Source organism: Amycolatopsis australiensis, from assembly GCF_900119165.1.
In the GTDB taxonomy this organism is placed as follows: Bacteria; Actinomycetota; Actinomycetes; order Mycobacteriales; family Pseudonocardiaceae; genus Amycolatopsis; species Amycolatopsis australiensis.
The window spans coordinates 3,190,993-3,215,614 of the sequence record NZ_FPJG01000006.1; the positions used below are offsets into that span (position 1 = coordinate 3,190,993).

The 24,622-nt window shown below is 68.5% G+C and carries 17 protein-coding genes and 3 rRNA genes; 9 read left to right on the top strand and 11 right to left on the bottom strand.

From position 1 onward, the window contains the following. Positions 1-63 precede the first annotated feature (63 nt). Positions 64-996, top strand: coding sequence for an alpha/beta hydrolase (locus BT341_RS16700; RefSeq protein WP_072477193.1), 933 nt, complete (start codon positions 64-66; stop codon positions 994-996). Here the strand turns inward: BT341_RS16700 and BT341_RS16705 are convergent. From BT341_RS16705 to BT341_RS16720, 4 genes are all read right to left on the bottom strand, one after another. Next, positions 965-2,722, bottom strand: coding sequence for a choline/carnitine O-acyltransferase (locus BT341_RS16705; protein WP_072477194.1), 1,758 nt, complete (start codon positions 2,720-2,722; stop codon positions 965-967). The genes BT341_RS16700 and BT341_RS16705 overlap by 32 nt on opposite strands. Continuing rightward, positions 2,719-3,531 carry a class I SAM-dependent methyltransferase gene (locus tag BT341_RS16710; protein WP_072477195.1) on the bottom strand — a complete coding sequence of 271 codons (813 nt, stop codon included), beginning with the start codon at positions 3,529-3,531 and terminating at the stop codon, positions 2,719-2,721. Before BT341_RS16710 ends, BT341_RS16705 begins: the two co-directional genes overlap by 4 nt. Positions 3,532-3,546: 15 nt before the next feature. Next, positions 3,547-4,401 carry a HalD/BesD family halogenase gene (locus BT341_RS16715; protein WP_072477196.1) on the bottom strand — a complete coding sequence of 285 codons (855 nt, stop codon included), beginning with the start codon at positions 4,399-4,401 and terminating at the stop codon, positions 3,547-3,549. Between the two features lie 119 nt (positions 4,402-4,520). Then, a complete protein-coding gene (locus tag BT341_RS16720) occupies positions 4,521-7,118 on the bottom strand; it encodes a bifunctional FO biosynthesis protein CofGH (RefSeq protein ID WP_072477197.1) in 2,598 nt (865 codons plus the stop codon). Between the two features lie 144 nt (positions 7,119-7,262). On the opposite strand from BT341_RS16720, the gene BT341_RS16725 reads away from it, so the two are divergent. Then, positions 7,263-8,822 (top strand): IS1634 family transposase, encoded by a 1,560-nt coding sequence (locus BT341_RS16725; RefSeq protein ID WP_425426368.1) that lies wholly within the window; start codon positions 7,263-7,265, stop codon positions 8,820-8,822. On the opposite strand, the gene BT341_RS16730 is transcribed toward BT341_RS16725, so the two are convergent. Further along, the gene (locus BT341_RS16730) at positions 8,807-9,568 is read right to left on the bottom strand and encodes an SDR family oxidoreductase (protein ID WP_072477199.1); all 762 of its coding nucleotides are present in this window, start codon (positions 9,566-9,568) and stop codon (positions 8,807-8,809) included. The two genes, BT341_RS16725 and BT341_RS16730, sit on opposite strands and share 16 nt — an antisense overlap. Then, positions 9,565-10,353: an alpha/beta fold hydrolase gene (locus BT341_RS16735; protein ID WP_072477200.1), complete on the bottom strand. Its 789-nt coding sequence runs from the start codon at positions 10,351-10,353 to the stop codon at positions 9,565-9,567. Before BT341_RS16735 ends, BT341_RS16730 begins: the two co-directional genes overlap by 4 nt. A 450-nt stretch (positions 10,354-10,803) precedes the next feature. Here BT341_RS16735 and BT341_RS16740 point away from each other — a divergent pair. The 3 genes from BT341_RS16740 (at position 10,804) to rrf (ending at position 15,928) form a co-directional block, all read left to right on the top strand. Further along, positions 10,804-12,322, top strand: a 16S ribosomal RNA gene (locus BT341_RS16740). Between the two features lie 304 nt (positions 12,323-12,626). Then, positions 12,627-15,743: ribosomal RNA gene (locus BT341_RS16745) — 23S ribosomal RNA — on the top strand. Positions 15,744-15,811: 68 nt separating this feature from the next. Then, positions 15,812-15,928: ribosomal RNA gene (gene rrf, locus BT341_RS16750) — 5S ribosomal RNA — on the top strand. The 16S, 23S and 5S rRNA genes sit together here, the layout of an rRNA operon. A 74-nt stretch (positions 15,929-16,002) precedes the next feature. Here the strand turns inward: rrf and cobF are convergent. Next, a complete protein-coding gene (gene cobF, locus BT341_RS16755; RefSeq protein WP_072477201.1) occupies positions 16,003-16,767 on the bottom strand; it encodes a precorrin-6A synthase (deacetylating) in 765 nt (254 codons plus the stop codon). Positions 16,768-16,846: 79 nt separating this feature from the next. Between cobF and BT341_RS16760 the strand changes: the two genes are divergently transcribed. From BT341_RS16760 to BT341_RS16770, 3 genes are all read left to right on the top strand, one after another. Further along, entirely contained in the window at positions 16,847-17,053 is a 207-nt protein-coding gene (locus BT341_RS16760) for a heavy-metal-associated domain-containing protein (RefSeq protein ID WP_072477202.1), read from the top strand. Further along, entirely contained in the window at positions 17,050-19,119 is a 2,070-nt protein-coding gene (locus BT341_RS16765; RefSeq protein ID WP_143168572.1) for a heavy metal translocating P-type ATPase, read from the top strand. The genes BT341_RS16760 and BT341_RS16765 overlap by 4 nt, the downstream gene beginning before the upstream one ends. Before the next feature lie 70 nt (positions 19,120-19,189). Beyond that, complete coding sequence (locus BT341_RS16770) at positions 19,190-19,471, top strand: metal-sensitive transcriptional regulator (RefSeq protein WP_072477203.1); 282 nt, start codon at positions 19,190-19,192, stop codon at positions 19,469-19,471. Positions 19,472-19,544: 73 nt separating this feature from the next. Here BT341_RS16770 and BT341_RS16775 read toward each other — a convergent pair whose 3' ends face one another. The 4 genes from BT341_RS16775 to BT341_RS16790 all read right to left on the bottom strand — a co-directional run bounded on the left by BT341_RS16775 (position 19,545) and on the right by BT341_RS16790 (position 23,767). After that, complete coding sequence (locus BT341_RS16775; protein WP_072477204.1) at positions 19,545-20,237, bottom strand: CPBP family intramembrane glutamic endopeptidase; 693 nt, start codon at positions 20,235-20,237, stop codon at positions 19,545-19,547. Continuing rightward, a complete protein-coding gene (locus tag BT341_RS16780; RefSeq protein WP_072477205.1) occupies positions 20,234-21,505 on the bottom strand; it encodes an ABC transporter substrate-binding protein in 1,272 nt (423 codons plus the stop codon). The genes BT341_RS16775 and BT341_RS16780 overlap by 4 nt, the downstream gene beginning before the upstream one ends. Before the next feature lie 6 nt (positions 21,506-21,511). Next, positions 21,512-22,927 carry a DivIVA domain-containing protein gene (locus tag BT341_RS16785; protein ID WP_072477206.1) on the bottom strand — a complete coding sequence of 472 codons (1,416 nt, stop codon included), beginning with the start codon at positions 22,925-22,927 and terminating at the stop codon, positions 21,512-21,514. 120 nt (positions 22,928-23,047) lie between these two features. Next, on the bottom strand, positions 23,048-23,767 hold the full coding sequence (locus tag BT341_RS16790) for an MgtC/SapB family protein (RefSeq protein WP_143168573.1): 720 nt from the start codon (positions 23,765-23,767) through the stop codon (positions 23,048-23,050). Between the two features lie 110 nt (positions 23,768-23,877). Between BT341_RS16790 and BT341_RS16795 the strand changes: the two genes are divergently transcribed. Continuing rightward, positions 23,878-24,546: a maleylpyruvate isomerase family mycothiol-dependent enzyme gene (locus BT341_RS16795; protein WP_072477207.1), complete on the top strand. Its 669-nt coding sequence runs from the start codon at positions 23,878-23,880 to the stop codon at positions 24,544-24,546. The last annotated feature ends 76 nt before the right edge of the window (positions 24,547-24,622 follow it).

Consider the following 24,622-nt stretch of genomic DNA (forward strand, 5'->3'; position numbering starts at 1 on the left):
CATATAGACTAGCAGTGCATGCCTAGGCATGGACTTTTCGCGAACGAACCGAGGGGACACCCGATGAGCAGGGAACAACGCCGCGCCGTGGACGAGATGCTGCGGCGGGCACCGCAGGGCTTCGAGCCGCTGCCGGTCGAGCGGATGCGCGCGGGCTTCGCCGCGATGATGAGCGCCTTCCCCGTCCCGGACGCGGTCGTGCAGACCCCGGCCGAGCTCGGCGGCCGCCCGGCGATCCTCGTCGGACCCGCACCGGACGCGCCCGCGCGGCCGGGCACGATCCTGTACTTCCACGGCGGCTCCTTCGCCCTCGGCTCGCCGCGGACCGCGATGGCGCTCACCGCGAACCTCGTGGTGCGCACCGGCGTCCGGGCCGTGTCCCTGGACTACCGGCTCGCGCCGGAACACCCCTTCCCGGCCGCGATCGAGGACGGCGTGGCCGCCTACCGGAACCTGCTGGACGACGGCGAAGACCCGGCCGGGATCGTCTTCGCCGGTGACTCCGCCGGCGGCGGCCTGAGCGTGACGACCTGCCTGGCCGCCCGCGACGCGGGACTGCCGGTGCCCGCGGGGATCGTGGCGTTCTCACCGGGCCTGGACCACACCCGCTCGGGAGCCACGATGGTGACGAAGGAAGGCATCGACCCGTTCTTCACCCGCGAGAGCATGGGCCACACCGGCGCCATGTACCTGGCCGGGCAGGACCCCGCTCAGCCGCTGCTCGCCCCCGCGGTGCACGCGGACCTGACCGGATTCCCGCCCATCCTGCTCCAGGTGGGCACGAACGAGGTCCTCCTCGACGACGCCGTCCGGCTCGCGCGACGCGCCCGCGACGCGGAGGTCGACGTGATCCTGGACGTCACCGCCGGCGTGCCGCACGTCTTCCAGGCCTTCACCGGCACTCTCGACGAAGCCGGTCAGGCCCTCGACCGGGCCGCGCTGTTCGTCACCCAGCGCCTGGCCGTCACCGAGCCAGCAGCTCCTGCAGTTCGGTGACGGCCTTCGCCAGCTCGCCGGCGAAGCGGTACATCTCCGCGGCGACGTGCTTGGGCGTGCTGAGGTAGATGTTCCAGCGGTCCGGCAGCAGCACGTACGCGACGCCGATGCACTGCGGGCTCGTGGAGCCGAAGCCGAAGTACCGGATGTTGACCGACGGCGCCGAGCTGGTGCTCAGGTAGTCGTCCCGCATCTTCAGCCAGCCGGGTGACGTGTACAGCGACGGCGTTCCGGTGTCGCCCCGCCGTTTCCCGATCAGCTGCAGCTCCCACAGGTGCTGCTCCGGCGCGTCACCGGCCTGGCACTCCTTCGCGCGGGCGACGTGCTTCGCGGCGGCCGCGCGGAACGCTTCGCGCTTTTCCTCGCGCGAAGCAGCCGGGTCGGTCATCACGTCGGCGAAGCGCACTACCTCGGGCGTGACGACGCGCATGGCCTCCGTGCGGCCGTTCTGGAACTGCCGAGTGGCGATCGATTCGTACGTCGCGCCGGTCAGGCCCTTCGCCCGGCGGTGCGCGAGCTGGTACGCCATCTGCGCGAAGGCGTCCGGGGACATGCCCAGCTCCTTCGCCCGGTCGGCGCCGAAGTCGAACGACACGGTCTGCGTCGCGGTCGCGTCCGCGTACGCCTTGAAGGCGGCTCCGGCTGCTTGGGCGTCTTCGCGGAGCGTGTCGGTCAGCGTGAACTCGACGCGCTCGAAACCCGGCACCCCCGAAGCCGTCTCGCGCTCTTCGCGCGAGCCGCTGAGCAGCGCGTCCGTGAAGCCGAGGATCGTGGTCCCGTCGAGCTCGCAGTGCTCGACGTTGATCCCCGCGGTGCCGTCCTCGAACACGACCAGCGACACGGCCTTGTCGTACCAGCGGTTGTCGCCGTACAGCAGCTGGTCACCGGCCTCCAGGGCGCTCGACGGCGTGAAGTCGTCCAGGCACAGGCAGAACAGCGCCGTTTCGATGGTCTCGAGCGCGGCGGCGTTGCCCGCTTCGAGCAGCGCCGCCCGCGAAGCCGCCCATTCCGCGCGGGCCTTCGTCGTGAAGTGCCCGGCGGAGACGTCGGTGACGCGGTCGTCCTTGAGGATCGCGCGCAGTCCTTCGGCCAGCTGCGCCGGCGAGTACGGGCGGCCATCGGCGGCGATGACGTCCATCCGGAACGGCGTGCCCCGGCGGAACACGACGATGTGCCGTTCCCGCGACGGGCCTTCCCAGCCTTCGCGGTACGGCGTGCGCGCGGTGTCCAGCACCTCGCCCGGGATCCGCGTGGCCGAGAACAGGAACTTGTGCTGCACCATCGACTGCGGCGCGCCGCGCAGGAACACCGGCGGCACCCGCTCGTCGTCGAGCCGCAGCTTGTAGTCCACGGCGGACGCGGTCAAATCGGCCGCACGCTCCACCTGGCCGAGCGGGGAGTCCTGGAACAGGAAGAAGAAGTTGGCGTTGAGCGCGATCCGGTCGCGGCGGCCGAGGTAGCGGTACGGCCAGAAGGTGTCGAGCCAGCTGCGCACGCCCGGCGAGCGGTCGTACTCCTCGAGCACGGCCTGCAGTTCCGGCCCGGGACCCGCCACGAACTCCGCCACCGCGGCTTCGGTCTCCGCCAGCTCGTCCGGCGTCAGCAGCGGAGCGCACCACTCGAGGAAGCGGCGGCCGCTGTCCTCGAGCGTGGGGACGGGGACGCGGGGGAGGCGGTCCTCGTTGCCGAAGGTGCGGGTGGACCATTCCGGACTGCTCACGATCATCCTTCTGCGTCGGGGAGTTCGAGTTCGGGCAAGCCTGCAGGACGGGAAACATACAGCCGGGCGTAGAGCCATCCGCCGGACTCCAGCCCGGTGGGGTCGACACCGGCGGCTTCCAGCGTGTCCAGGATCTGCGCCTGCTCTTCGCCGGAAGCGAACTGCCGCTGCGGGAACACACCCGGCACGCTCACTGTGTCGTAGCCCAGCTCGGCCAGGCTCTCGGCGATGGGCTCGTAGGAGAACATCCGCAGCACGAAGTGGGCCATCCACGGCCGTGCGCCGCGCGCGACCGTGGCGAGGGTCTTCTCGGTGACGTACCCGACGCAGCCGGTCGAGATCACGAGGTCGACGTCGTCGAGGAGCTTGCGCTGGGTGCTGTCCGGGTCGTCGCGTTCGAGGTCGGCGTGGATGGCCTCGTCGAGGAACCCGGCCGACAGCGCGTACTCCAGCGCCGGCGCGGACGCGTCGAGACCGTAGAACCGCGCGCCGCCGGTACCGGTGACGCGCGCCCGGTCGGCCTCGACCAGCTGCGTGTGGTTCAGCGCGCGCACGTCGGCTGCCGTGTAGTGCGCGTAGAGGTCGTCCATCGTCGCGTCGCACCGCTGCAAAGCCGCGTTGACGCCGTAGGAGCAGCCGACGTCGAGCACGGTCGGGCGCTCGGCCGGGTGCTCGCGGATCAGCTTCGTGAAGTACGGCTTCGCCAGCTGGGGAATGCCGTAGTCCACCCGGCGCAGCGTGCCGAAGAACGGGCGCGGGTCCGGTGCGGTGTAGATGTGGTCGAACGAGATCTTGCCGGTCGAGTCGAAAGGCACGGGCCAGCTCCTGATTCAGTCGAGCAGCTCGTCGCCGCGCACGGTGCGCTCCGCGAGGTGGACGGGCAGGACGCGGCCGAACAGCTGCCGCGTCCGCTCCGCGCTGCCGACGACCCCGGGACGCTCGCTGTAGGCGAAGATCGCCGAGTGCCGGGCGATCGTTCCGGCCACGGTATTGACCCGATGCAGGGCGAAGCGGCCTTTGAACAGCTGAAGGTCACCGGGCCGCAGGGTCAGCTGCCGGACCGGCCGCGTGTCGCCGGCGAGCACGGCCCGGACGGCCGGGAAGTTCTCGTCCGCGGCGGACCGGATGCCGGGGCAGTACTCGAAGGTCCCGCCGGCTTCCGCGGCCTGGGTCAGCATGCTGACGGTGTACTCGTTGGTGTCGAAGTGCCACGGGTGCGAGCGGCCGGGCGCGATGACGTTGAGGGTCAGCCCGGACAGCGGGTCGGCGAGCTCGTGCAGCCGCGGCAGGCCGAAGCAGTCGGCGACGAACCGCTGGAACAGCGGGCTCGTGTAGAGCCGGCTGATGATGGCCGAAGCCGGGACGCGGTCGCGGGCGACGAAGGCGTTGCCGCGTTCCATGACCGTCCGGCCCGGGTGGTCTTCGGGCAGCGGGGTGTCCAGGGCGATGTTGTAGGCGTTGACCCGTTCGATCTCGGCGTGGGCGAACGGCTCGAGGGCGGCGCACTCGGCCCGCAGGACTTCACGCAGCTCGGGACGGACGAAGTCGGCGAGCACACTGCAGCCGGCGTCGGCGAGGTCCGCGCGGGTGCGCTCGACGGCCGCCCGCCACGCGGCGCTGTCCGGATCGGTGAGCGGGTAGCGGTCGGTGTCGACCATTTCCAGTGGCGCTACGGAGGTGCTCATCGAAGTCCCTTCCGGCGGTGAAGGAACAGAGGTAGCACAGATCTCGCCGGGTCAACCGTCGGTTTGTGAGCGGTGACACACGGTGGTCGCGGAGGATCGCCTCCGCGACCACCGGTCCGTCACGGCGTGAGCAGCGGCAGGAGCGGTTTGCGCACCTGCGTCGCGACGCCGTCCGAAGCGGCCGCCGCGGCGAGCCGTTCCGCCGACGGCCGTCCGTAGTCCGTCGTGCGCTGGACCAGCGGGCGGCCCAGCGGCTCGACCATCGCGCGCATGTCGCTGATCGTCTTGTACGACCCGTTCGACGCGCCCGCCATCCGGCTGATCGTCTCCTCCATCAGCGTCCCGCCGATGTCGTTGACCCCGCCCTGCAGCACCGCGCGGCTGCCTTCTTCGCCGAGCTTCACCCACGAGCTCTGGATGTTGTCGATCATGCCGTGCAGCAGCAGCCGCGCCAGCGCGTGCACCGCGCGGTTCTCGCGCAGCGTCGTGCCCGGGCGGGCGAGCCCGGCCAGGTAGATCGGCGCGCTCTGGTGGATGAACGGCAGCAGCACGAACTCGGTGAACCCGCGCCGGCCGTGCTTCTCCAGGCCTTCGCGCTGCAGCCGCGCGAGCAGCTTCAGGTGCGCGACCCAGTGCGCCGGCGTGTCGACGTGGCCGTACATCATCGTCGACGTCGTCGGCAGCCCGACCTCGTGCGCCGTCGTGACAACCTTGATCCACTCCGACGTCGGCAGCTTGCCCTTCGTGAGGACCCAGCGGACGTCGTCGTCGAGGATCTCCGCCGCCGTGCCCGGCAGCGAGTCCACGCCCGACTCCTTCGCCTTGATCAGCCAGTCGCGCAGCGACAGGTTGGTCCGCGAAGCGCCGTTCACGACCTCCATCGGGCTGTAGGAATGCAGGTGGATCCCCGGCTGACGGCGCTTGACCTCGGCCGCCAGGTCGAAGTACGCGGTGCCGGGCAGGTCCGGGTGGATGCCGCCCTGCATGCAGATCTCGGTCGCGCCCGCGGCCCACGCCTCGTCGACGCGGTCGCCGACCTGCTCCAGCGAGAGCGTGTACGCGTCGGCGTCGGTGCGACGCTGAGCGAAGGCGCAGAAGCGGCAACCCGTGTAGCAGACGTTGGTGAAGTTGATGTTCCGCGTGACGACGAACGTGATGTCGTCGCCGACGGTCTCGCGGCGCAGGTCGTCGGCGATCCGGGTGAACGCGTCCAGCTCCTTGCCGTCGGCGTGCAGCAGCGCCAGCGCGGCGTCGTCGGAGAGCCCGGCCGGGTTCTTTTCCGCACTGCGCAACGCTTCCAGGATGTCGGTGTCGAACCGCTGCGGCCCGGTCTTGATCCGGTCGCCGATCTCCTTCCAGTCGCCGTAGACGGAGTCGAAGTCGCTGCGGCGGTCCTCGGTGCGGCCCGTGGTGTCGATCTCGGTGTGCAGGTCGGTGCGCCCGGACTCCTGCCAGCCGCCGTCCGGCTCCTGCCACGGGATGCCGACCGGCATGGCGCCTTCGCGGGCCATCCCGGTCTTCGCGTCGACGAGGGCCGCGACGTGCCGCGTGATCCGCGGGTCCAGCCACGGCTCGCCGGCCTTGACGTACTCCGGGTAGATCGTCAGCCGCTCCTTGAGCTGGAACCCGGCCTTCTCGGTGCGGCGGGCCAGCTCGTCGATCTGCGGCCACGCGCGTTCCGGGTTGACGTGGTCCGGGGTCAGCGGCGAAACGCCACCCCAGTCGTCGATGCCGGCGCGGATCATCAGGTCGTACTGGTTGCCGATGAGGTTCGGCGGCGCCTGGATGCGCATCTTCGGGCCGAGCACCAGCCGCGCGACGGCGATGTTCGCGGCCAGCTCTTCGAGGTCGGCGTCCGGCGTCGCGCGCATCTTGGTGTCCGGCTTGGCCCGGAAGTTCTGCACGATCACTTCCTGGATGCCGCCGTAGGTCTTGGCGACCTTGCGGATCTCGAACAGCGCGTCCGCGCGCTCCTCGAACGTCTCGCCGATCCCGATGAGGACGCCGGTGGTGAACGGGACGCTGCTGCGCCCGGCGTCTTCGAGCACCCGCAGCCGGACCGCGGGGTCCTTGTCCGGCGAGCCGTAGTGCGGCCCGCCCTTCTCGCTCCACAGGCGGGTCGCCGTGGTCTCCAGCATCATGCCCATCGACGGCGCGACCGGCTTGAGCCGCTGGAAGTCCTGCCAGGTCAGCACGCCCGGGTTGAGGTGCGGCAGCAGGCCGGTCTCCTCCAGCACGCGGATCGCCATCGCGCGCACGTAGGACAGCGTGTCGTCGTAGCCGTGCGCGTCCAGCCACTCGCGGGCGGCCTTCCAGCGGTCCTCCGGCCGGTCGCCGAGCGTGAAGAGGGCCTCCTTGCAGCCCATCTCGGCACCCTTGCGGGCGATATCCAGGACTTCGTCCGGGGACAGGAACGGCGATTCGAGCCGGCCCGGCACGGTGACGAACGTGCAGTAGCCGCAGCGGTCGCGGCACAGCCGGGTCAGCGGGATGAACACCTTGCGGCTATAGGTGATGACGCCCGCGCGGCCGGCTTCGGCCAGGCCCGCGTCGCGGATGCGCGAGGCGTATTCGGAAAGCTTCCCCAGGTCTTCGCCGCGGGCGTGCAGCAGGACGGTCGCTTCGGCTACGTCCAGTGTCTTCCCGTCACGCGCCCGGGCGAGCGCGCGGCGCATCGCGGAGGCGGTCGGGGTGCTGGCGTCGGGTTCGGGTCCCATTCCGCCCACGCTAGGACCGGCGTCGCGCGAGCAGCCAGTGTGTGTTCCGCACCCGGCTCACCCGATCGGTTCGCGTGATCGTCGTCGCAGGTCAGCGCGCTTCCGTGGTTGTCGATCAGCGGCTGGACGTGTATTACCTAAAGAGTGGCAGCTGTGGTCGGCAAGAAGATCGGCGGGCGGACGTACTACTACCTGGCGGAGTCCGGCCGGGTCGACGGCAAGCCACGGGTGGTGACCCAGCGTTACCTTGGCACGGCCGAGGAGATCGCCCGCGCCGTCCCGGGCGGCGAACCGGCATCGGTGTCGTATCGGACATACGGTGCCGTCGCCGCCGTGTGGGCGACGCTGACCCGGCTGGACTTCGTCCGGCGCGTCGACGACGTCGTCGGCCCGCAGCGCGCGAAACCCGGCCTCGGCCTGACCCTCGCGATCGCCGTGCTGCACCGGGCGACCGCGCCGGCGACGCCGATCGGCGAGTGGTGGGAATCCTGTGCCATCGCGGACGTCGTGCGCCCCCGGGTGTCCACAGCAGACGGATTCTGGCGGGCCCTCGAACGGCTCACGCCGGAGCGCGTCGCCCGCATCGAGGACGCGGTCGCTGCTGCCGTGCTGGAGACGCTCGACGACCACGCGGCGCTCGCCGTCGACGTCCCGCAGTTCGCCGTGTTCGCGCCCGCGGACTGCACCCTGCCCTCGGCCTGCCGGGAGGTGCTGGCCGGCGTCGGCCTGCGCGTGACCCGCGACGGCGCCATCCCGCTGGCCTCGCGGCTGTACCGGCGCGACGAGGCCCCGACGTTCGCTTCGCTGACGTCCGGGCTGGGCCCGGCGACGCTCGTCTTCCACGCCGGCCAGGCCGCCCAGCTGGACCTCGGCTCGCGCAGCGGCTTCGTCGGCTCACTGCCGCTGACCGACCATCCCGAGCTGCTGACCCAGCCGGCGTCCGCCCGCAAGCGCGTCGATCCCGAACGCTTCGCCGGCCTCACGGCGCTGGACACGCACGCGGTCGTCGACGGCGTCCGGCGGCGGGTGATCCTCACGCACTCGGCGACGCTGCACGCGGCGCAGTCGCGCGCGTTCGCCGACGAGCTGGCCACCGCGACCCGCGAGCTCGACGGCCTGGCCGAGGCACTGGCCGCGGGCACCCACCGCGGCGACCGTGCCCAGGTGCACGCCGAGATCGGCCGGGTCACCCGCGGCCGGCGCATCGAGCGAGTGCTCACCGCCGTGCTGAGCGGGACCCGGCCCGGCGAGATCCGCCTGGAACGGAAGGTCGACGCCGCCGCGCTGGCCCGGCTGGACGAGGAGTTCTTCGGCAAGCAGGTGCTGGTCACCGACCGGGACTGGCCGATCGGGGACGTCGTGACGGCCTACCGGGCGCGCACCCACCTGGAGTCGACGTTCCGCTGGCTGACCGGGCCCGCCGTCACCGGGCCGACGCCGCGCTGGGAGTGGACGCGGCAGCGGATCGCCGCGCACGGCCTGGTCTCGGTGCTCGCGGCGACCGTCACCCACCTCATGCGGCGCGAGGCCGACCGGGCGGGCACGAACCTCTCGGTGCGGGAGCTGCTGGACCAGCTCGCGGGCATCGGCGAGCTGGTGCTGCGCTACCCGTCCACCGGCGGGCGGCCGCGCACCAAGCGCCTGCTGACCGAGCTGGACCCGGAACAGCAGGCGCTCGCCTCGCTGTTTCAGCTCTCGCGGTAGATCTGGAGGGCCGAGAAGCTCTGCACCACCGGCATCAGCTCGATGACGTTGATGTTGACGTGCTTCGGCTGGCTCGCCGCCCAGTAGACGGACTCGGCGACGTCCTCCGCGGTCAGCGGGGTGGTGCCTTCGTAGACCTTGTCCGCCTTGGCCGCGTCGCCGTCGAAGCGGACCTTGGAGAAGTCGGTGCCGCCGACCATGCCGGGCTCGATGTTCGTCACCCGGACGCCGGTGCCGTGCAGGTCGCTGCGCAGGTTGAGGCTGAACTGGTGGACGAACGCCTTGGTCGCGCCGTAGACGTTGCCGCCGGGGTAGGGGTAGGTGCCGGCGATCGAGCCGATGTTGATCACGTGGCCGCGGCCGCGCTCGACCATGCCCGGCAGCAGCGCGCGCGTGACGTGCGCGAGGCCGCGGACGTTGGTCGCGATCATCTGGTCCCAGTCGCCGAGGTCGGCCTGGTGCGCGGGCTCGAGGCCCTTGGCCAGGCCGGCGTTGTTGACGAGGACGTCCACTGTCTTCCAGTCCTCGGGGAGGCCCGCGACGGTGCGCTTCACCGCGTCGGGGTCGCTGACGTCGAGCTTGACCGGGAGCACGGCGCCGCCCAGCTCGCCGGCCAGTTTCCCGAGCTTGTCCGCGCTGCGCGCGACGGCGATCACCCGCGCGCCCTCGGCGACGAACCGGCGCGCGATGGCGTCACCGAAGCCGGCGCTGGCGCCGGTCACGAACACGGTCTGCTGCTGGGTCATGGCGTGGCTCCGCTGCTGTTCAGGAAGGTGCTGAGTGCCTCGTCGAACTCCGTTTCGCGCTCCAGGTTAGGCAGGTGACCCGCGCCCTCGATCACCGCCAGGGTGGAACCCGGGATGAGCTCGTGGATCAGCCGCGCGTCGGCGACCGGGGTGAACTCGTCCTCACTGCCGACGACCACCAGCGTGGGGACGTCGATCTTCGCCAGCCCCGCGGTGTAGTCGGGACGCTCCGCGCGTCCCCGCAGTGCTGCTGCCGCTCCCTCTTTCGGGGCATCCCGCATCATGCGTCTCACGTGCGCCTCGACGTCCGGCCTGGTCCGGCGCGTCTCCGGCGAGATCATCTTGGGCAGCAGCTCCTCGGCGTACCGCGCCATGCCTTCGGTGGTGACGCGGTCGGCGGTGTCGAGGCGCGCCTGCCTGGCCGCCGGGGTGTCGAGGCCGGGGAAGGTGTCGGCCAGGAGCAGGGCTTCGGCCCGGCCGGGGTGGTCGGCGACCAGCTGCATGACGATCTGGCCGCCCATGGACAGGCCACCGAGCACGAAGCGGCCGAGGCGCAGCTCGTCGGCGAGGTCGACGAGGTCCTGCGCGAAGACGTCGAGGCCGGTCTTGACGTCGGTGGTGGGCGAAGCGCCGTAGCCGCGCAGGTCCGGGGTGATCACCCGGTAGCCCTGCCCGGCGAGCCGCTCGGCCTGGGGACGCCACATCGAACGGTCGAAGGGGTGGCCGTGGACGAGCAGGACCGGCCGCCCGTGCTGCGGGCCGCGGTCGTCGTGGGCGAGTGTCATGCCGCCGACGCTAGGCGGAGCTTTGCCGCGGAGCAATACGGTGCAATGTACTCGGAGCAATATTTTCACGGTGGCGCCGCGGGCCCGTTGGGGGCAGACTGGGCCGCGACGGGCTTCGTCACGGGGTCTGACCTGCGCTGATCTTGTTAACCGACCCCCCCGTTCGGGGCCGTTTTCCGGCGTGTAATCTTCTCTTCGTCGCCAGGGAGACCGGGCGGCCGCCGGGACACGAACCAAGCTCTCGCGGACAGCGATTGAGTGGGTGTCCCACCAAAAACTGCTAGGAATGACTCGCTTCGAGCGAGCCGCTTGGGTGCGGCGGACTCGGGGTGTGTTGCTTGAGAACTCAACAGTGTGCTAGTGAACTAAGCCAGTAGAGCTTATGTAGTGAAACTCCTCGTTGGGGTTTCCTTTGAGAGCAAGTATTTGCCTCGATTGAATTCGAAGACATTGTTGGAGAGTTTGATCCTGGCTCAGGACGAACGCTGGCGGCGTGCTTAACACATGCAAGTCGAACGCTGAAGCCACTTCGGTGGTGGATGAGTGGCGAACGGGTGAGTAACACGTGGGTAATCTGCCCTGCACTCTGGGATAAGCCTTGGAAACGGGGTCTAATACCGGATATGACTCTTGCGCGCATGCGTGGGGGTGGAAAGTTCTGGCGGTGCAGGATGAACCCGCGGCCTATCAGCTTGTTGGTGGGGTAGTGGCCTACCAAGGCGACGACGGGTAGCCGGCCTGAGAGGGTGACCGGCCACACTGGGACTGAGACACGGCCCAGACTCCTACGGGAGGCAGCAGTGGGGAATATTGCACAATGGGCGCAAGCCTGATGCAGCGACGCCGCGTGAGGGATGACGGCCTTCGGGTTGTAAACCTCTTTCGCCAGGGACGAAGCGCAAGTGACGGTACCTGGATAAGAAGCACCGGCTAACTACGTGCCAGCAGCCGCGGTAATACGTAGGGTGCGAGCGTTGTCCGGATTTATTGGGCGTAAAGAGCTCGTAGGCGGTTTGTCGCGTCGGCCGTGAAAACTCAACGCTTAACGTTGAGCTTGCGGTCGATACGGGCAGACTTGAGTTCGGTAGGGGAGACTGGAATTCCTGGTGTAGCGGTGAAATGCGCAGATATCAGGAGGAACACCGGTGGCGAAGGCGGGTCTCTGGGCCGATACTGACGCTGAGGAGCGAAAGCGTGGGGAGCGAACAGGATTAGATACCCTGGTAGTCCACGCTGTAAACGTTGGGCGCTAGGTGTGGGCGACATCCACGTTGTCCGTGCCGTAGCTAACGCATTAAGCGCCCCGCCTGGGGAGTACGGCCGCAAGGCTAAAACTCAAAGGAATTGACGGGGGCCCGCACAAGCGGCGGAGCATGTGGATTAATTCGATGCAACGCGAAGAACCTTACCTGGGCTTGACATGCGCCAGACATCCTCAGAGATGGGGCTTCCCTTGTGGTTGGTGTACAGGTGGTGCATGGCTGTCGTCAGCTCGTGTCGTGAGATGTTGGGTTAAGTCCCGCAACGAGCGCAACCCTTATCCTACGTTGCCAGCGCGTGATGGCGGGGACTCGTGGGAGACTGCCGGGGTCAACTCGGAGGAAGGTGGGGATGACGTCAAGTCATCATGCCCCTTATGTCCAGGGCTTCACACATGCTACAATGGCTGGTACAGAGGGCTGCGATACCGCGAGGTGGAGCGAATCCCTTAAAGCCGGTCTCAGTTCGGATCGCAGTCTGCAACTCGACTGCGTGAAGTCGGAGTCGCTAGTAATCGCAGATCAGCAACGCTGCGGTGAATACGTTCCCGGGCCTTGTACACACCGCCCGTCACGTCATGAAAGTCGGTAACACCCGAAGCCCATGGCCCAACCCGTAAGGGAGGGAGTGGTCGAAGGTGGGACTGGCGATTGGGACGAAGTCGTAACAAGGTAGCCGTACCGGAAGGTGCGGCTGGATCACCTCCTTTCTAAGGAGCACAACACATCTCAGCTCATAGAGTTGGGAGTGGCCAGGGTTTAACACCCGACTGTGGTGTTGCTTTGGTTGCTCAAGGAATTGTGGAACTACTGGTTATGGTCATGGCTGGTGGGCAATGCTCGCGGTAGTACTGATCTTCGGATCGTGGAACCTGTGGCCGGCGCCCGGAGCGGTGGTTGTTCATGAAGCACACTGTTGGGTCCTGAGGCAACACGCCGCAGGGCTATCGCCCTAGGGACGTTTGTTTCTGGTGTGGTGTTTGAGAACTGTAGAGTGGATGCGAGCATCTTTGTGGTCAAGTTGTTAAGGGCACATGGTGGATGTCTTGGCTTCAGGAGCCGATGAAGGACGTGGGAGGCTGCGATATGCCTCGGGGAGCTGTCAACCGAGCTGTGATCCGAGGATTTCCGAATGGGGAAACCCAGCACCAGTGATGTGGTGTTACCCGCACCTGAATATATAGGGTGTGTGGAGGGAACGCGGGGAAGTGAAACATCTCAGTACCCGTAGGAAGAGAAAACAACCGTGATTCCGTGAGTAGTGGCGAGCGAAAGCGGATGAGGCTAAACCGTTTGCATGTCAAGCTGTCAGGCGTTGTGCAGGCGGTGTTGTGGGACCCAGCGTCGAGGATCTGACAGTCCTCGGAATGATCACGTGTGTTAGTGGAACCGTTTGGGATGGCGGGCCGGAGTGGGTGAGAGCCCCGTACGCGAAAACGCATTGTTGGTTGTTTGTTTGGTGTTCCCGAGTAGCAGCGAGCTCGTGGAATTTGCTGTGAATCTGCCGGGACCACCCGGTAAGCCTAAATACTTCCTGAAGACCGATAGCGGACGAGTACCGTGAGGGAAAGATGAAAAGTACCCCGGGAGGGGAGTGAAAGAGTACCTGAAACCGTGTGCCTACAAGCCGTCAGAGCCTTTGGGTGATGGCGTGCCTTTTGAAGAATGAGCCTGCGAGTTAGTGCTGCGTGGCGAGGTTAACCCGTGTGGGGTAGCCGTAGCGAAAGCGAGTCTGAATAGGGCGTTTGAGTCGCGTGGTCTAGACCCGAAGCGGGGTGATCTACCCATGGCCAGGGTGAAGCGTCGGTAAGACGTCGTGGAGGCCCGAACCCACCAGGGTTGAAAACCTGGGGGATGAGCTGTGGGTAGGGGTGAAAGGCCAATCAAACTCCGTGATAGCTGGTTCTCCCCGAAATGCATTTAGGTGCAGCGTCACGTGTTTCTCTGCGGGGGTAGAGCTACTGGATGGTCTAGGGGCCTTACCGGGTTACCGAAATCAACCAAACTCCGAATACCGTAGTGTGAGAGCGTGGCAGTGAGACGGCGGGGGATAAGCTTCGTCGTCGAGAGGGAAACAGCCCAGAACACCAGCTAAGGCCCCTAAGTGTGTGCTCAGTGGGAAAGGATGTGGGATTGCCCAGACAACCAGGAGGTTGGCTTAGAAGCAGCCACCCTTGAAAGAGTGCGTAATAGCTCACTGGTCAAGTGGTCCTGCGCCGACAATGTAGCGGGGCTTAAGCACACCGCCGAAGCTGTGTCATTCGCACAATACATCGGCTCAGCTCCTTGAGGGTTGTGTCTAGTGGTGTGGATGGGTAGGGGAGCGTCCTGCATCCAGGGAAGCCGCCGCGGAAGCGAGTGGTGGAGGGTGTGGGAGTGAGAATGCAGGCATGAGTAGCGAATGCAGAGTGAGAAACTCTGCCGCCGGATGACCAAGGGTTCCTGGGCCAGGCTAATCCGCCCAGGGTAAGTCGGGACCTAAGGCGAGGCCGACAGGCGTAGTCGATGGACAACGGGTTGATATTCCCGTACCCGAGCATGTGCGCCCATGACGAGGCGTTTGATACTAACCACCCAAAGCCGGCGCGGAAGTCTTCGGATGGAAGTGTCGTGTGGAGCGTGGGACCTGATTTCGTAGTAGTCAAGCGATGGGGTGACGCAGGAAGGTAGCTCCGCCAGGCGATGGTTGTCCTGGTGTAAGCGTGTAGGCTGGAACATAGGTAAATCCGTGTTCCATGAGGCTGAGACGTGATGCGTAGCCGTTTGAGGCGAAGTAGAGTGATCCTATGCTGCCGAGAAAAGCCTCTAGTGAGTGCATGCACGGCCCGTACCCCAAACCAACACAGGTGGTCAGGTAGAGAATACCAAGGCGATCGGGTGAACTGTGGTTAAGGAACTCGGCAAAATGCCCCCGTAACTTCGGGAGAAGGGGGGCCAAACACCTTGAAGCCTTTTTCGGGCTAGGGGTGGGTGGCCGCAGAGACCAGCGGAAAGCGACTGTTTACTAAAAACACAGGTCCATGCGAAGTCGCAAGACGATGTATATGGACTGACGCCTGCCCGGTGCTGGAACGTTAAGAGGACCGGTTAACTCCTTCGGGGGTGAAGCTGAGAATTTAAGCGCCAGTAAACGGCGGTGGTAACTATAACCATCCTAAGGTAGCGAAATTCCTTGTCGGGTAAGTTCCGACCTGCACGAATGGCGTAACGACTTTCCGGCTGTCTCAACCACAGGCCCGGCGAAATTGCACTACGAGTAAAGATGCTCGTTACGCGCGGCAGGACGGAAAGACCCCGGGACCTTTACTATAGTTTGGTATTGGTTTTCGGTTCGGCTTGTGTAGGATAGGTGGGAGACTGTGAAGCTGCAACGCTAGTTGTGGTGGAGTCGTTGTTGAAATACCACTCTGGTCGAATTGGGAATCTGAACCTCGGGCCATGATCTGGTTCAGGGACAGTGCCTGATGGGTAGTTTAACTGGGGCGGTTGCCTCCTAAAGAGTAACGGAGGCGCCCAAAGGTTCCCTCAGCCTGGTTGGCAATCAGGTGTTGAGTGCAAGTGCACAAGGGAGCTTGACTGTGAGACAGACATGTCGAGCAGGGACGAAAGTCGGGACTAGTGATCCGGCACCTCCTGGTGGAAGGGGTGTCGCTCAACGGATAAAAGGTACCCCGGGGATAACAGGCTGATCTTGCCCAAGAGTCCATATCGACGGCATGGTTTGGCACCTCGATGTCGGCTCGTCGCATCCTGGGGCCGGAGTAGGTCCCAAGGGTTGGGCTGTTCGCCCATTAAAGCGGCACGCGAGCTGGGTTTAGAACGTCGTGAGACAGTTCGGTCCCTATCCGCCGCGCGCGTAGGATACTTGAGGAAGGCTGTCCCTAGTACGAGAGGACCGGGACGGACGAACCTCTGGTGTGCCAGTTGTTCCGCCAGGGGCATGGCTGGTTGGCCACGTTCGGAAGGGATAACCGCTGAAGGCATCTAAGCGGGAAGCCTGTTCCAAGATGAGGTATCCCACCCTTTGTGGGTTAAGGCCCCCAAGAGACCATTGGGTTGATAGGCCAGAGATGGAAGCACAGTAATGTGTTGTCGAGTTGACTGGTACTAATAGGCCGAGGACTTGCCTACGAAGATGTTACGCATCCACTCTACAGCTCTGAAACACCACACCGAGTGTGTGTGTTGTTTCGTAGTGTTTCGGTGGTTATAGCGTCAGGGAAACGCCCGGTCCCATTCCGAACCCGGAAGCTAAGCCTGACAGCGCCGATGGTACTGCAACCGAAGGGTTGTGGGAGAGTAGGACACCGCCGAACTTCATGTTGGGGAAGGCCCCGGTCGAGGACCAGAATTGGTTCTCCCGGGGCCTTCCTTCATATCCGCAAAACGGCTACTTCGCCGGCCGCCGCAGCAGGTACGTGTCCATGATCCAGCCGTGCCGCTCCCGCGCCGCCGCCCGCGTCTCCCGGATCCGGGCCGCGAGCGCCGAAGTCAGCGGCCCCGACAGCAGAATCTCGTCCGGCGTACCCACGTACGCCCCCCAATAGACGTGCAGGCCCTCGTCCACGTACCGGTCGAACGTCGTGTGCGCGTCCAGCAGGACGAACACGTCGTCAACCCCGTCCGGCCAGCCCTCCGCCAGCCGGCGGCCCGTCGTCAGCTGGACCGCGCGGCCGATCTGGTTCATCGTCGTCCGGTGCCGGGCCACCAGCGCCGAGATACTGCTGATCCCCGGCACCACTTCGTACTCGAACTCGACGTTCCCGCGCGCCAGCACCGCCTCGATCAACGCGATCGTGCTGTCGTACAGCGACGGGTCACCCCACACCAGGAACGCCCCGGAGTCGTTCGTGCCCAGCTCCGACAGGAGCATCCGCTCGTAGATCGCCGCGCGCGCCGCATGCCAGTCGGCCACCGCCGCCCGGTAGTCCACCGGCGTGCGGTCGCGCGGTGGATCCTGCGCCAGCACCACCCGGTACTTCGGCCGGGTGACGAACCGGTCGAGGATCTCCTGCCGCAGCCGCACCAGGTCGGCCTTCTCCGCGCCCTTGTCGAGCACGAAGAACACGTCGACGCGGTTGAGGCGGTCGATCGCCTGCACCGTGAGGTGTTCCGGGTCGCCGGCGCCGATCCCGATCGCGTAGAGCTTGCGCATGCCGCGAGTCTGACGGGACCCGCTGGAGAACCCCTACCCCCGATGGGTATAAAGGGAGGCAGGACGAAAGGACGGGGAAATGACCGAAGCGACCTACACCGTCGAAGGCATGACCTGCGGACACTGCGCCACGTCGGTCCGCGAAGAGGTCTCCGAGCTCGCCGGCGTCCAGCGCGTCGACGTCGACGTCGAGAGCGGACGCGTGACCGTGACCAGCGACACCCCGCTGACCACCGACGCGGTCTCCGCCGCCGTCACCGAGGCCGGTTACCGCCTCGTCGCGTGAAGCAGGCCGAAGTGACCACCGCGGAGCGCGTCGAGCTCGCCATCGGCGGCATGACGTGCGCGTCCTGCGCCGCCCGCATCGAGCGCAAGCTCAACAAGGTCGGCGGCGTGACCGCGACGGTCAACTACGCCACCGAGAAAGCGCAGGTCACTTACCCGCGCGAGCTGACGATCGCCGACCTGACGGCCGTCGTCGAAGCCGCCGGATACACCGCGAAGCTCCCCGAACCGGAGGAGCCCGACGAGACAACGACGCTGCGCAATCGTTTGCTCGTCTCCGCGATGCTCACCGTCCCCTTGGTCATCCTCGCGATGGTCCCGGCCTGGCACTTCGACCACTGGCCTTGGCTCGCGCTCGCCCTGGCCGCCCCGGTCGTGACCTGGGGCGCGTGGCCGTTCCACCGCGCCGCCGCGGTCAACCTGCGCCACCTCACCGCCACGATGGACACGCTGATCTCGCTCGGCGTCGTCGCCTCCGTGGCCTGGTCGCTCTACGCGCTCGTCTGCACGACGAACGACGACCTGTACTTCGAGGTGGCGGCCGCGATCACCACGTTCATCCTGGCCGGCCGCTTCTTCGAAGCGCGGGCCAAGCGCCGCGCCGGCGCCGCGTTGCGCGCGCTCATGGACCTCGGCGCGAAGGATGTCACGGTGCTGCGCGAGGGCGAGGAGCACCTCGTTCCGGTGGCGGCAGTGAAGGCCGGCGACGTCTTCGTCGTGCGGCCCGGCGAGAAGATCGCGACCGACGGCGTCGTCGTCGACGGCGGGTCCGCGGTCGACCTCAGCATGCTCACCGGCGAGTCCGTGCCCGTCGAGGTCGGGCCGGGTGACGCGGTCACCGGCGCGACCGTCAACGCCGGCGGCCGGCTGCTCGTGCGGGCCACCCGGGTCGGCGCGGACACCCGGCTGGCGCAGATGGCGCGGCTGGTCGAAGCGGCGCAGAACGGCAAGGCCGAGGTCCAGCGGCTCGCCGACCGTGTTTCGGCGGTGTTCGTGCCGGTTGTCGTCTTCGCGGCGCTGGTGACGCTGGCCGGCTGGCTGGCGAGCGGCGGCTCCGCGGCCGCCGCGTTCGCCGCGGCCGTCGCCGTGCTGATCATCGCGTGCCCGTGCGCGCTCGGCCTCGCGACGCCGACGGCGCTGCTCGTCGGCTCCGGCCGCGGCGCGCAGCTGGGCATCCTCATCAAGGGTCCCGAGGTGCTCGAGTCGACCCGCCGCGTCGACACCGTGGTCCTCGACAAGACCGGCACGGTCACCACCGGCCGGATGACGCTCGTCGAGGGCGACGGCGAGGTGCTGCGGCTGGCAGGAGCCGTCGAGGCCGCTTCCGAGCACCCGATCGGCCGGGCGATCACCGAGGCCGCGCGGGAGCGGTTCGGCGCGCTGCCCGCGGTCACGGACTTCCGCAGCACGCCGGGCGTCGGCGTGACCGGCGAGGTCGAAGGGCGCGCGGTGCGAGTCGGACGAGCGGCGGGCACCGACGTGACGACGGTGGCGGTGAGCTGGGACGGCGAGGTCCGCGGCACGCTGGCCGTCGCCGACCCGATCAAGCCGACGTCGGCTCAGGCCGTCGCCGAGCTGCGCGAACTCGGGCTGAAGCCGGTGCTGCTGACCGGCGACAGCGCGGGCGTGGCGCGGGCGGTCGCCGCCGAAGCGGGGATCGACGAGGTCGTCGCCGAGGTGCTGCCGGAGGGCAAGGTCGACGTCGTCAAGCGGCTGCAGGCCGAGGGCCGGGTGGTGGCGATGGTCGGCGACGGCGTCAACGACGCGGCGGCGCTCGCCCAGGCCGACCTGGGCCTGGCGATGGGCACCGGCACCGACGCGGCGATCGAGGCGAGCGACCTGACGCTGGTCCGCGGCGACCTGCGGGTGGCCGCGGACGCGATCCGCCTGGCCCGCCGGACCCTGGTGACGATCAAGGGCAACCTCTTCTGGGCGTTCGCGTACAACGTCGCAGCGCTGCCCCTGGCCGCGTTGGGCCTGCTCAACCCGATGATCGCGGCGGCGGCGATGGCGTGCTCGTCGGCGTTCGTGGTGAGCAACAGCCTCCGCCTGCGCCGGTTCCGCTGAGGCCACCGCCCGATACGTGGGGTGGGTATACTCGGCGGAGAGGGATCCGACGACGGGGACAGGTGGGCCGATGACGGGTTACGGCAGCGAGCGTGAGGCCTATCTCAAGCGCCTGCGCCGGATCGAAGGGCAGATCCGCGGGCTGCAGCGGATGGTCGAGCAGGACAAGTACTGCATCGACATCCTGACCCAGGTCTCGGCGGCGACGAAGGCACTGCAGTCGTTCTCGCTGGAACTGCTGGACGAGCACCTGGCGACGTGCGTCGTGCAGGCCGCCGCAGCCGGTGGTGAAGAGGCGGACCTGAAGGTGCGGGAAGCCTCGGACGCCATTGCGCGGCTGGTGCGCTCCTGACTCGGGAGCTGGGGGAATCTGAGCCAGGAGCCGGAAGAAAGCGGGCATAGCGCCGCGGTGCCCCTGAGTGCGATCAGCGCACCAGTACCGCCAGGGTGAGGCCGCCCGCGTTGGTCGTGAAATGGACCATGGCCGACGCCAGTACTCCGCGGCCCGCGTGGCGCCACCAGTGCAGGAAGATTCCCGCCACACCCGCCGCCGCCATGGCCAGCACCTGCAGCACCGCCACCGGCGTCGTGCCGAACACCGCGTGGACCGCCGCGTTGCGGCCGATCGCCAGTGCCGGCAGGGCGTGCCACAGCCCGAACAGCGCCGCCGACGCCAGGATCGGGGGCCAGCTCCAGCGCTCGTCACTCGCGCCGAACAGGGCCGGCAGTACGCCGCGGAACGCCACTTCCTCGATCAGCACCGTCCCGAACAAGATGCGGCCGCACGTCAGCCACAGCAGCTGCGTGAAATCCGGGTCGCCCACTCGCCCGTCGTGGTACACCGTGCGCAGCGCCGGTACCGCCAGCGCGATCCCGAACACCGCCGCGATCAGCGCCGCCCCGGTCAGCCCGACCTGCGCCGGGCGACGGACACGGCCCAGGCCCAGGTCCATCCACGTGCAGCCGGCCGCCCGGCCGCAGCCCACCAGGATCGCCGCCGCGACCAGACCGCACACCGGGTACGCCCAGCCCGGCAGCACGCGGTTGGCCAGCGTCGTCGACGCGGCCAGCGTCACCCCCGCCGCGACCAGGGCGAGCACGCGCCGCAGCGGCGTCAAGGGATGATGTCCCGCGAATTCAGCGCGTCCGTCAGCCGTTCGCGCAGCTCCGCCGCCGTCTCCCGGGGGTCGATCGCCGACGGTGGGGACAGCACCTTCGAGATCACCGTCGACAGGTTCTGGTACGCCGGGGTCAGCGGCCGGACGGCGGCGTCCGCCAGCGCCGCGAGGATGTCCGGCTTCATCGGGAACTTCGCCGCCATGGTCGAGCCCGGGTCGGCCGGGTCGAGTGGCGCCGGGTCGTCGTAGACCGAACGGGTCGTCGGGGCCAGGCCGTCCTCGATGGCCTGGTACTTCTGGCCGGCCGGGCTGCGCAGGCACAACGCCGCCTCGAACGCCTCGGCCCGGTGCGGCGAATACGTGCTGACGGCCAGGTTGAAGCCGCCGATCGTGACGCGGCTGGGCCGGCCCGGCACCACCGACGGGTACCGCGCCCAGTGCACGTGCGTCAGGTCCTGCGGCTTCTCCTTGCTGTAGGAGGCGTAGACGTACGGCCAGTTCAGCTGCAGCGCGCCCTGCCCGCGCTGGAACGCCTGCCGGATGTCGTCCTCCTTCTGGTTGGTCAGCGACGGGTCGGTGACGCCCGCCGTCGTCAACGTCTTGAGCACTTCGAGCGCGTGGACGGCGCCTTCGTCCATCAGCACGGACTTGCCGTCTTCGGACAGGATGTGCCCGCCGGCCGACGCGACCAGCGTGTTGTAGAACACGACCAGGCCCTCGTACTGGGCGCCGGTGAACAGGACGTTCCCCGGTTTCCCGGCCGCCTTGAGGGCCCTGGCCTGGGCGATCAGCTCGTCGAACGTCTTCGGCGGCGACGGCGTCAGCCGGTCGTCGTACCAGAGCAGCTGGACGTTCGTGTGTTTCGTCGCCGCGTAGAGCTTGCCGTTCCAGCGCGCGGTGGAGAGCGGGCCGGGCAGCACGTCCCGCGTCGCCTCGGCCTCGGCGGCGCCGGTCCACGGCACGATCCAGCCGGCTTCGGCGAACTCCGGCACCCACGTGACGTCGAGGCCGAGGACGTCCAGCGAGGAATCCTCCGCCGCGAGCCGCCGCACCATCTGCTCGCGCTGGCCGTCCGCGCCGCGGGGGAGCCGGTGGTAGACGATCCGGTACCGGCCACCCGCGGCGGCGGTGCAGGCGTCGACGACGTGCTGGAGGTTGTTCTCCGGCGAGACGTACAGGTTGATCGTCACGCCGGAGCCCGCACCGCAGGCGGTGAGGGTGCCCGCGGTGAGGGCCGCGACCAGGGCGAGCCGCGCGCGTGCGGTCATGGGACCTCAGCCGACGGCGTCGGTGACGCCCGCGGGTGACCGCCGCTGGACGGGCACGCGCTCGGACATGGGAAGGGTGGCTTCGGGGTCGAAGGGCGCGGGCCGGTCGTCGAGGGCACCGGCGGCTTGGGCCAGCAAGCCACGGCAGCCGGTGAGGCTGGCCTGGAGCTTGTCGCGGACTTCGGCCAGGGCCGTGACCTCGGCTTCGGCCGCCTTGACCAGGGTTTCGCCGCGCTGGGTGGCGTCGGTGACGAGCTGGTCGGCTGTGGCTTGGGCTTCGGTGACGAGCTTGGTGGCCTTGGCCTCGGCCCTGGCGACGAGGGTTTCGCTGCGCTCGGTGGCTTGCTTGACCAGCTTTTCGGCCTGGGCCTCGGCGGCCGCGCGCTTGCGCTTGCCCGCCTTGACCAGGGTCTCGCTGCGCTGGGTGGCGTCGGTGACGAGCTGGTTGGCCTTGGCTTGGGCTTCGGTGACCAGTTTGTCGGCTTTGGCTTCGGCGGTGGCGACGAGGGTTTCGCTGCGTTGGGCCGCTTCGCTGACCAGTTTGTCGGCTTTGGCTTCGGCGGTGGCGACGAGGGTTTCGCTGCGTTGGGCCGCTTCGCTGACCAGTTTGTCGGCTTTGGCTTCGGCGGTGGCGACGAGGGTTTCGCTGCGTTGGGCCGCTTCGCTGACCAGCTTCTCGGCCTTGGCCTCGGCGGTGGCCACCAGCGTCTCGCTGCGCTCGGTCGCGTCGGCGACCAGTTTCCCGGCCTCGGCCTCGGCGGCCGCGAGCTTGCGCTCGCCCCTCGTCACCAGTGCTTCGCTGCGCTCGGTGGCGTCGGCCACCAGCTGATCCGCCTTCGCCCGGGCGGCCGCTTCCTGCTCCGCCAGTGCGCGCATCGCGTCGGCGCGGCGGACCGTCATCGCGCGTGCGTGATCCTCTTCCAGCTGGGCCCTGCGGTGCGCCGCCGCCTCGTCCAGTTCGCGGCGGCGCTCCTCCGCCGCGCGCATGAACTCCTCGTGCTCCGCGCGCTGGCGCTCGCGGTCGGCCTCCGCTTCGGCGACCAGGCGGCGTTCCTTCTCCGTGAGCCGGACCGCCTCCTGCTCGGCTTCGCGCCGGATCCGTTCGGCCGTTTCCGTTGCGCGCGTGGTGATTTCGGCCGCTTCCTCGCGCGTCAGCTCGATCATCCGGCGCGAACGCTCCTGCAGCGCGTCCGGCGCGATCGGCGTCCGGCTGATCCGGTCGATCTTCAGCCGGAGCTCGCGGTTGTCCTCGGTGAGCGTGGCCACGCGAGCGCGCGCGGAGTCGCGTTCGGCGGTGAGCCTGCGGATCTCGGCCTCGGCCCACTCGACGTATTCCGTGACCTGCGCGCGGTGGAAACCGCGCCACGCCAGGTCGAATGCGGGCCGCGTGTCCGCCACGTCCTCGCCACCGCCGGGGGCCATGCCTCACCTCCGAATTGGATGGTTTCTCCTCGGTCGCGCGTTTTCCTTGCGGCGCCGGGGAATTTCCGTGTGCTCCCAGTGTGCCGCAAACCCGGGCCCGCGCGCTGCCCGGGCGGGCGATCATTCGTCGAGCGGTTCCCCGGGGCCGGTGGACGTGCTCCGGACGCCGGGCAGCTCGGCCAGTTCGGCGGCGAGGTCGTAGAGATCGCCGCGGCCGTCCAGCCGCAGGGTCACGACCGCGATCCGTTGTCCCTCTTCGGAAATCGACTCGTGGTCGACCTCGACGTGGTGCACCGCCCAGCCGCGCCCGGTGCACGCGGCCAGCGCCGCGCGCAGCACGCCGTGGCCGTCGAGGTAGCTCAACCGGACCACCGGTGGTTCACGCCGGTGCCGTGCGACGAACCGCTGCAGCGGCGGGAAGCCGCGCGTCACGACGAAGTGCCCGATCGTCGTCCCGGCGGCCAGCACCGGCAGCCCGGCACCGCACGCCGTGCCGACAGCGGCGGTGAGCCAGATCGTCGCCGCCGTGGTCAGCCCGCGCACGGCGTCGCGGCGGACGAAGATCAGGCCGCCGCCGATGAAGCCGATGCCGGACACGATCTGCGCGGCGATCCGCGACGGGTCGAGCGCCACGCGCTCGGAGCTCAGCAGGTCCGCGAAGCCGTACTTCGACACGAGCATGAACACGGCCGCGCCGACGCCGACCAGGCTGTGCGTGCGCAGGCCGGCGGCCTTCATGCCGGCTTCGCGCTCGAGCCCGATCGCGACGCTGAGCACGAGCGCGAGCACGACCGGCGGCAGCAGGTCCCACTGCGCCGGCGTGGACCACAGAGTGGGCAAGGTCACTCCTCCCGAGGGGTTGGGTGTCGGCACGCGAGGAGACGCACCGGGCCTGGGCACCTGCGCATACTGGGCCGGACGCCCTGATCGTGCCAGGTGAGGTGGGACGCGTGACAGCGAGTCGGCCGGCCCCGGACTTCGTGGGCTACCCGGAAGTGCGCCGCGGCGTTCGCGCCCTGCTGGCCGCCCGCGCCGACGTGCGGGAACGGCGGGTGCCGGCGTGTCCCGAATGGACCGTCGCCGACCTGCTGGGCCACCTCGCCGCGATCGCCGGGCGAGTGGTGGAGCGCCACGGCGGCACGCCGCCGGCCCGGACGGACGCCCGGACGGTGCCGGAGCTGCTCGACCACTGGGACACCGTCGGCGAGGACCTCGACCGGCGGCTGGCCGCGGCGGGCGGACGCAGCGGCGAGGTCATGGTGATGGACGCCTACACGCACGAGCTGGACCTGCGCGCGGCGCTGGGCGTGCCGCCGCCTGCCGAGCACGCGGCCTGGGCACCGAGCTTCGAGGTGCTGGTCCGCGGCTTCTCGGGCTCGGTCGCCGGACGCGGCCTGCCGGCCCTGCGCCTGCGCACCCCGGCCGGCTCGGAGTGGACGGCGGGCGCGGGACGCCCGGTGGCGACGGTGACGGCACCGGCCCACGACCTGTACCGCGCCCTGGCCGGGCGGCGGTCGCTCGCCCAGCTCGCGGCGCTGGAGTGGAGTGCCGCGCCGGGGCCTTGGCTGGACGCGTTCAGCTGGGGGCCGTTCGCGCCGCCCGCCTGGCCTGGGGTTTGAGGCGGCTGCGGTCGAGGCGAGCCTGGGTTGGCGAGTGCGGCCGGCCAGGGCCACCTGCATGGCTGGGCGGCGAGGC